Source organism: Microbacterium sp. SD291, assembly GCF_017355365.1.
Taxonomy (GTDB): domain Bacteria; phylum Actinomycetota; class Actinomycetes; order Actinomycetales; family Microbacteriaceae; genus Microbacterium.
This window is the reverse complement of the sequence record NZ_JADIJR010000056.1, coordinates 1-6,261: the sequence shown is the minus strand read 5'-3', so window position 1 is coordinate 6,261 and position 6,261 is coordinate 1. Positions and strand designations below refer to the sequence as shown.

6 protein-coding genes are annotated in these 6,261 nt (G+C 65.9%); 4 read left to right on the top strand and 2 right to left on the bottom strand.

The window, feature by feature from the left end; all coding sequences use genetic code 11:
• The first annotated feature begins 108 nt into the window (after positions 1-108).
• From IPV10_RS16565 to IPV10_RS16555, 3 genes are read left to right on the top strand one after another with little or no spacing between them, the layout of a single operon-like run.
• On the top strand, positions 109-1,260 hold the full coding sequence (locus tag IPV10_RS16565; protein ID WP_207485731.1) for a tyrosine-type recombinase/integrase: 1,152 nt from the start codon (positions 109-111) through the stop codon (positions 1,258-1,260).
• Entirely contained in the window at positions 1,257-3,719 is a 2,463-nt protein-coding gene (locus tag IPV10_RS17370) for a tyrosine-type recombinase/integrase (RefSeq protein WP_207485729.1), read from the top strand. The genes IPV10_RS16565 and IPV10_RS17370 overlap by 4 nt, the downstream gene beginning before the upstream one ends.
• Positions 3,716-4,303, top strand: coding sequence for a DUF6262 family protein (locus tag IPV10_RS16555; protein ID WP_207485727.1), 588 nt, complete (start codon positions 3,716-3,718; stop codon positions 4,301-4,303). The genes IPV10_RS17370 and IPV10_RS16555 overlap by 4 nt, the downstream gene beginning before the upstream one ends.
• A 61-nt stretch (positions 4,304-4,364) precedes the next feature.
• Here IPV10_RS16555 and IPV10_RS16550 read toward each other — a convergent pair whose 3' ends face one another.
• Both IPV10_RS16550 and IPV10_RS16545 read right to left on the bottom strand, forming a co-directional pair.
• The gene (locus IPV10_RS16550; protein ID WP_207485725.1) at positions 4,365-4,877 is read right to left on the bottom strand and encodes a hypothetical protein; all 513 of its coding nucleotides are present in this window, start codon (positions 4,875-4,877) and stop codon (positions 4,365-4,367) included.
• Positions 4,874-5,440 (bottom strand): hypothetical protein, encoded by a 567-nt coding sequence (locus IPV10_RS16545; RefSeq protein ID WP_056208535.1) that lies wholly within the window; start codon positions 5,438-5,440, stop codon positions 4,874-4,876. Before IPV10_RS16545 ends, IPV10_RS16550 begins: the two co-directional genes overlap by 4 nt.
• Before the next feature lie 183 nt (positions 5,441-5,623).
• On the opposite strand from IPV10_RS16545, the gene IPV10_RS16540 reads away from it, so the two are divergent.
• Complete coding sequence (locus IPV10_RS16540; RefSeq protein WP_135949141.1) at positions 5,624-6,220, top strand: RNA polymerase sigma factor; 597 nt, start codon at positions 5,624-5,626, stop codon at positions 6,218-6,220.
• Positions 6,221-6,261: the final 41 nt, after the last annotated feature.

Sequence of the window (6,261 nt, the reverse complement as noted above, 5' to 3'; positions counted from 1 at the left end):
GTTATCTGTAGTCATGTGTGGTTGTAAGTGGTTGTCAGCGTCGGATGCAGATCGTCCTTGGATGGACGCTCCCGCAGCAGTGTCAGTGACGGCAGCTACGGTGCGATCATGAGTGACCTTGGGGTGTTCGCCTTCCGCTGGGTGCCGTCCTTCTCCGGGGTCGATGCGGGGGTGGTGTTCGATCGGACGCGGGGCGTGATTCATCCCGGTGCGTGTGATTGGCTGCGTTCTCTTTCTGAGTCGGGCGCGTCTCCGAACACGGTGCGGAACTACGGTCTCCGTTTGGCGGGCTTCTTGAGTTGGCTTCCGGCTCAGGGCCTGCATTGGACGCAGGTGAGGACTTCAACGCTGGTGCAGTGGAAGAACCACCTGTTGGTGACGCCGGTCTCGCGGGGCTCCGCGATCGCCACGCCTCGCAAGCCCGCGACGGTCGCCGCGTGGTTGGTCGCGCTGGTGGAGTTCTACAGGTGGGCCGCGCTTGAGGATCTCGTGCCCAGGGATCTGGTCGTGCAGCTGACGGAGGATCAGGTGGTGCGCCCGGGTGCGCGGGGCGGTGAACACGGGCGGATCCGGAGTGTGATGACGAGATCGTTGAAGGTCCGGGCGGTGCAGGTGGAGACGGCGCCGTCGTGGTTGTCGGAGGAAGCCGAGCGGCGGGCTCTGCTCGAGTTGCCGTTACGTCCGCGGGACCGTTTCCTGGTGGATCTGCTCTACTTCACCGGGCTGCGGGTCGGCGAAGTACTGTCGCTGTTTCGGCAGGACCTGCATTTGCTCGCCGACAACAGCGCGCACGGCTGCCGGCTACGCGGGCCTCATCTGCATGTCGTGCGGAACCGCTCCGTCAACGGCGCGCGGGCGAAGTCTCTGCGGAGTGTCCCGGTGCCGGCGGAGCTGGCGTTGTCGTATCAGGAGGCGTTGTCGGAGCGGCTGAGGCTGCTCGGGGACGACGGGAGCCCGAACGCGATCGTTGCACTGGAGGGCCCGACAGCGGGCCGGGCGTTGACCTACGCGACGGTGGTGGACCTGTTCCGTCGGTGGTCGAACCGGCTGGGGTTCTACGTGCGGCCACATCTGCTGCGGCATACGCGCGCGACGATCTGGTTGCGCGGGCTGGAGGGGCAGGCGGTGGATCTTGATGTCGTGCGGGTGCTGCTCGGGCACCGATCGTTGGCGTCGACGCTGATCTACACGCACGCCAGCGACGAGGCGCTGCGCGCTGCGGTCGCACGCACGACGATGTATTCGGAGGACCGCACGTGACGCTCATCGTCGACACCGCGGAGGCAGCAGGCAGCAAGTCTGGCGGCGGTTGGCGGGAGTTCCTGGCGGGGATGCTGAACGAGGAGTGGGCTGTTGGCGCGTGGGACGCAGTGACCGGGATCCTCACGGTCGATCCGTTCAACGAGCTCAACGATTTCCGTGCCTGCAAGCGGCCTGGCTGCGCGAATCCCGCTTCGCGCGTCGACTACTGCCCGCCATGCCAGCGTCGGGCCAGACATGCCGGCGTGAGCGTTGAGGAGTATGCCCGCACCCACCCGAAGGTGAGCTTGGATGCGAGGAGGACGACCCGCGGCTTCGAGCTCTGCGGCATATCCGATGAGGCGGGCGTCCGCTGCGGGCGGGCGATGACCACGCGGGGTCTTTGCCCCACGCACTACGACCTGTTCGCGAAACGCTGCAAGCAGTCGGAAGCCGCGCTCACCGATCACCGGCTGGAGGCGTTCGTCGCCGATCGGGTGGGGAAGTTCGTGTTCCCGTCAGTCCCGTGCCCGATCGCGTCGTGCGGCAGGATCCTGTCACACAACATCGGCAGCGGCCTCTGCGACTATCACGACTCCGGGCTGCGGGCGGCGCGCCGCAAGCAGCCTGCCCTCACGGTCGGGGACTTCATGGGCTCGAACGTGGTGCTGGAGCGTCACCAGCTCGCGCTCGGGTCGCTGAGTGAGCCGTTGCGCACGGAGCTGCTGTTCGTCATCCAGCAGTATGCCGATCGCGGCGTGGGTCGGGTGATGATCAGCAAGCTGCGACCGTTCATCAACGACATCGCCGCCGACCCTCACACCGATCTGCTGGAGTGCTTCCGGTCGCATGAGCACTCTGTCCGGTTGAAGGGGCTGCGCGCGGTCGGGGTCCTGCTGCTGGAGAAGGCGCACCGCCGGTTCGAGGGATACGACTCGCTCCGCGGCGATCTGATCTTCCTCCAGGATCTGCCGCTGCGGGAGACTCAGTCGGCACGGAACCCGGATCTCGGCGGCATCCCGCTGAATGTTCGGCAGCTCACGCAGCCGTGGCTGGCGGCCGCGTTCCGCACCTGGCTGGGTGCGACGTTGGAACCGCGTGGGGCAGTCCGGAAGTGCTTCGACGTCTGCGCCGAGGCATCCCAGGTGATGGCCGATCGCCGCTCCGACGCGGGCATGGATCCGACGCGACTGTCCTACGAGGACATGGCGGCGATCACTGCACGGTTCGAGCAGCGCTGGTCGGCGCAGGGGATCAAATTCACCTACGCGGTCTGGTGGGAGCTCTGCCGGCTGGCACGACGGTTCGGCGTCTGGGATGAGATCCCGGAGAGCTTCGCGCAGAACTACGCCGCGCAGAAACGCCGCACCCTGCGCGGAAAAGGCGACAAGAAGGTCGAAAGCGATCGGGTGACCCCTGCAGTGGTCGTCGCGCATCTGCGAAGCCACACAGACCAGCTCGACATCGGTCGCCATTCCGACATGTATCGGTGCGTGCTCGAACTGCTCATGGAGACCGGCCGCCGGCCCGCGGAGATCGCGACGCTGCGGACGGACTGTCTCGTTCAGGATCGGCACGGCGGCTGGCTGCTGCGTTACACGGCGCACAAGACCGGCGGCGCGACCAAGGAACTCCCCGTCGAGACACCTGTCGTCGAGTCGATCCGGCGGTGGGAGCGCATCCGCACCGAGCGCGGCATCAGATCGCCGTACCTGTTCCCGAGCGGGAGGCGCCGGCTGCAGGACGAGAACATCCCTCCGATCGGGGAACGCTACCTGGGCAAGATCCTGCACAAGTTCGCAGCGAACCTTCCCCAGGTCCCCGGGCCGGTGACGGACGCTGACGGGCATCCGGTCGACTTCGACCTGGCCACGGTGCAGCCCTACGACTTCCGCCGCGCCTACGCGCAACGTCACGCGGACAACGGGACAGACCCGGACGTATTGCGGCAGCTCATGGACCACGTCTCGTTGAGCACCACGATGGGTTACTACCAGGTCAGTTCGAAACGTCGCCGGAAGGCCGTCGACACGCTCGCCCCGCTCGCGCACGATCGTCACGGCCGACAGGTCGGCATCGCGAACGGGCGTATGCAGCTGAAGATCACACCGGTCCCTTACGGCGACTGCGCGGAGCCGAGCAATGTCGCCGCCGGCGGTACCGCGTGTCAGCTGCGGTATCAGTGCGCGGGCTGTGGGTTTTTCCGCCCCAACCCTTCACACATCCCAGAGATCGAGAAGGAGATCGTGAAGCTGAAGTCGCAGTTGCGGATCGCGGAGGCCTCCGACACCGCCGGCTACTTGCTGGACGCGCAGCGCGGCCTGATCGCCGACTACGAGAAGGTGCTCGCCACGATGCGGGAACGCCTCGAGCAGCTCCCACAGGACCAGCGACGTGAGATCTCCACCATGTCCGAGGTGATGAGACGCGCCCGCAGCGCAGCCCTCGCCGGGAAACACATCGAACTGAGGGAGATATGACGACGACGACGCCCACCCCACCCCGAGGAAACCCCGCCGCGTTGGCCCAGGCGCGGGCCGAGGCCAGCGCCCGCAAGCACCGTGATGTCGCCGCGACTCTGCACGCGGCCGCAGCCCACGGCCAGGCGCTCACGGTCTCCACCCTCGCAGCCGCGGCCGGCGTGAGCCGGCAGTTCCTCTACAGCCGTCCTGATCTCATGGACGGCCTACGCCGGCATCAGGAACGAAACCCAGCCGCAGGCGACCGCCCCCTCCACGCGGCACGCGCCGCGGACCTGGTGAACGCGCAGAACACGATCAAACGACTCAAGGGTGAAGCCCGCGAGCTGAACCGGAAGCTCGACGCCGGCCTCGCCGCGCAGCTCGAGCTCCGCGACGAGAAGCGACTGCGTGAGCTCTATGAGCACCGCGGCCATGAGATCGAACGACTCCTCGCCCAGAACGCCGACCTGCTCCGTACCGTTTCCCAACTACGCGAACAAGTCCGCAGTCTCGAGGACGATCTCGCGGTGGAACGCACCGCCATCCGCGAACTCACGGGGCAGCCAGCCAACGTCACCAGCATCAGATTCAGTGATCGATGAGGAAACGGCGAAGCGGGACACCCCCTTGCGATGGTGTCCCGCTCCCACGTCACTGACTCGGCTACCGGGTGAGCGCGACGCTCTTCCCCGTCACTTCAGTCCCGAAGGTGATTGTCTGGTTGAGGCCGCTGTATCCAGACATGCAGGGATTGTTGCCTGCGTAGGACCAGCAGAGCTTCGCTCGATAGTTGTTGCTCTTGAAGTTGCCCCGGTTGGCCCAGGTTCCGCTGGCGCCGGTACCGTCGAATCCGTACCACAGGTGCGGTGACAGATAGCCCTGCCAGCAGGCCCGGTCACCGCTGCAGTTCGGCACCACGCCGAACGGCTGCACTAGCGACGTCGCGGCATCGATCGCCACGAACTCGCCGGTTGCGGGGTCCACCGTCAGGATTGCCGGCTCACCGGACTCGAACAGATCCCTCTCAGCCTGCGTGAAGCCACTCAGAGGATCATCATCTACGGTCGCGTGGGCGGGAAGCCCCGCCCACACGGACGCGATGACGAACAGGATCGCTGCAACCGCGGCGATCACGCGAGGGCGCACGGTCGTCGCCCTCGCGGCGGTGTGGGTCACGCTGCCCAACGGATCGACGAGGCGCGGTCGTTCATCGCGGCGCCGACGTTGCTGGAGTTCACGTAGTAACCGTAGGACGCGCCGCCATAGTTGGTGTTCTCGAAGATCGCGGTCTTGCAGTTCGAGTATGACCGGAACGACGTGATCCGGTTGTCCCAGCCGATCCCGGCGAGGCTCGTGTAGCCGTGGGCATAGCCGTAGCAGCCGTTCTGGGTCACGCTCGCTGCGTACGAGGCACCGCCGTAGTTGTTGTGCTCGTAGAAGATGCCGATCACGGTGCTTGCCAGCGGCGCGACATCGGAGCGAGCACTGCTGGAGTCGTTGACGAGTTCGTCGCTGACTTCGAGTGCCCCGTCGGGCGTGGACAGGACGATGCCGTATGCCTCGTACACGGCGTCTGCCAGGTTGGCGTCGGCGTCGACGCACAGGGACTTCCCGGTGTCGAGCTCCTGCCAACAGCTCTGAGTGCGGTCGATGGTGTCGGCAGTTGCCGCGGGCGCCGTGATGGCGGCGGCTCCGATCATGAGCAACGATGCGGCGAGGGCGGCGAGTGGACGTTTCATGATGTTGGTCTGTTCCCTTCGGATCGGCGATCTTCGTTCAGACCCTTGCGACGATCGCTGCTCACACGCCAGACCTCGACGAATACTGAGACCCTTTGGTCCGAACGGACAGTCGCCCCGGCCGACCCACACGGTGGGGGAACATGGGGTACGAGAAGAGTCGTGTGCCGGAGGGAGTCGCAGGTGGCGGAGCCCGCGCGCGCGTCCCGGGATCGGCAAGATCTCGCCTCGGCTGCTCATGTCGACGACGATGTGCCACTGATGCGGCGACTGCGCGATGGAGACGACACCGCTCTGAGCGAACTCCATGACCGTCACGTCCGGGCGGTGTATCTGCTCGCGCGGAGCAAGGTGGACTCCGCGTCAGACGCCGAGGAAGTGACCCAAGACGCGTTTCTGCTGTTGTGGCGCAAGTGCCGTCGTATTGACCTAACCGGCACATCTTGCCTGCCGTGGTTGCTGACCACCGCAAACTACCTTGCCCTCAACGTTCAGCGGGCAAGTAGGCGTCTGACGCAGCGGGTCACGACTGCGCTGAGTGCAGACGATCTCACCTCCCCGCGCGAGGTGGATGCCGAAGCAGCGCGGAACATGGAACTCGAACAGGTCGGAAGGATCGTTGCGGCCCTTCCGCAGATCGACCAGGACGTATTTCGGCTCTGCGTGGTCGAGGGACTCAGCTACAAGCAGGCCGCGTACCAGCTCCGCACCAGTCACTCGGCTGTGCGGAACCGCCTGTCCCGGGTGCGCGGAGCGTTGAGGAAGCAGATAGACCAATGACAATTGACGAGCCGAACTACGACCGGATGCGCGACAACCTG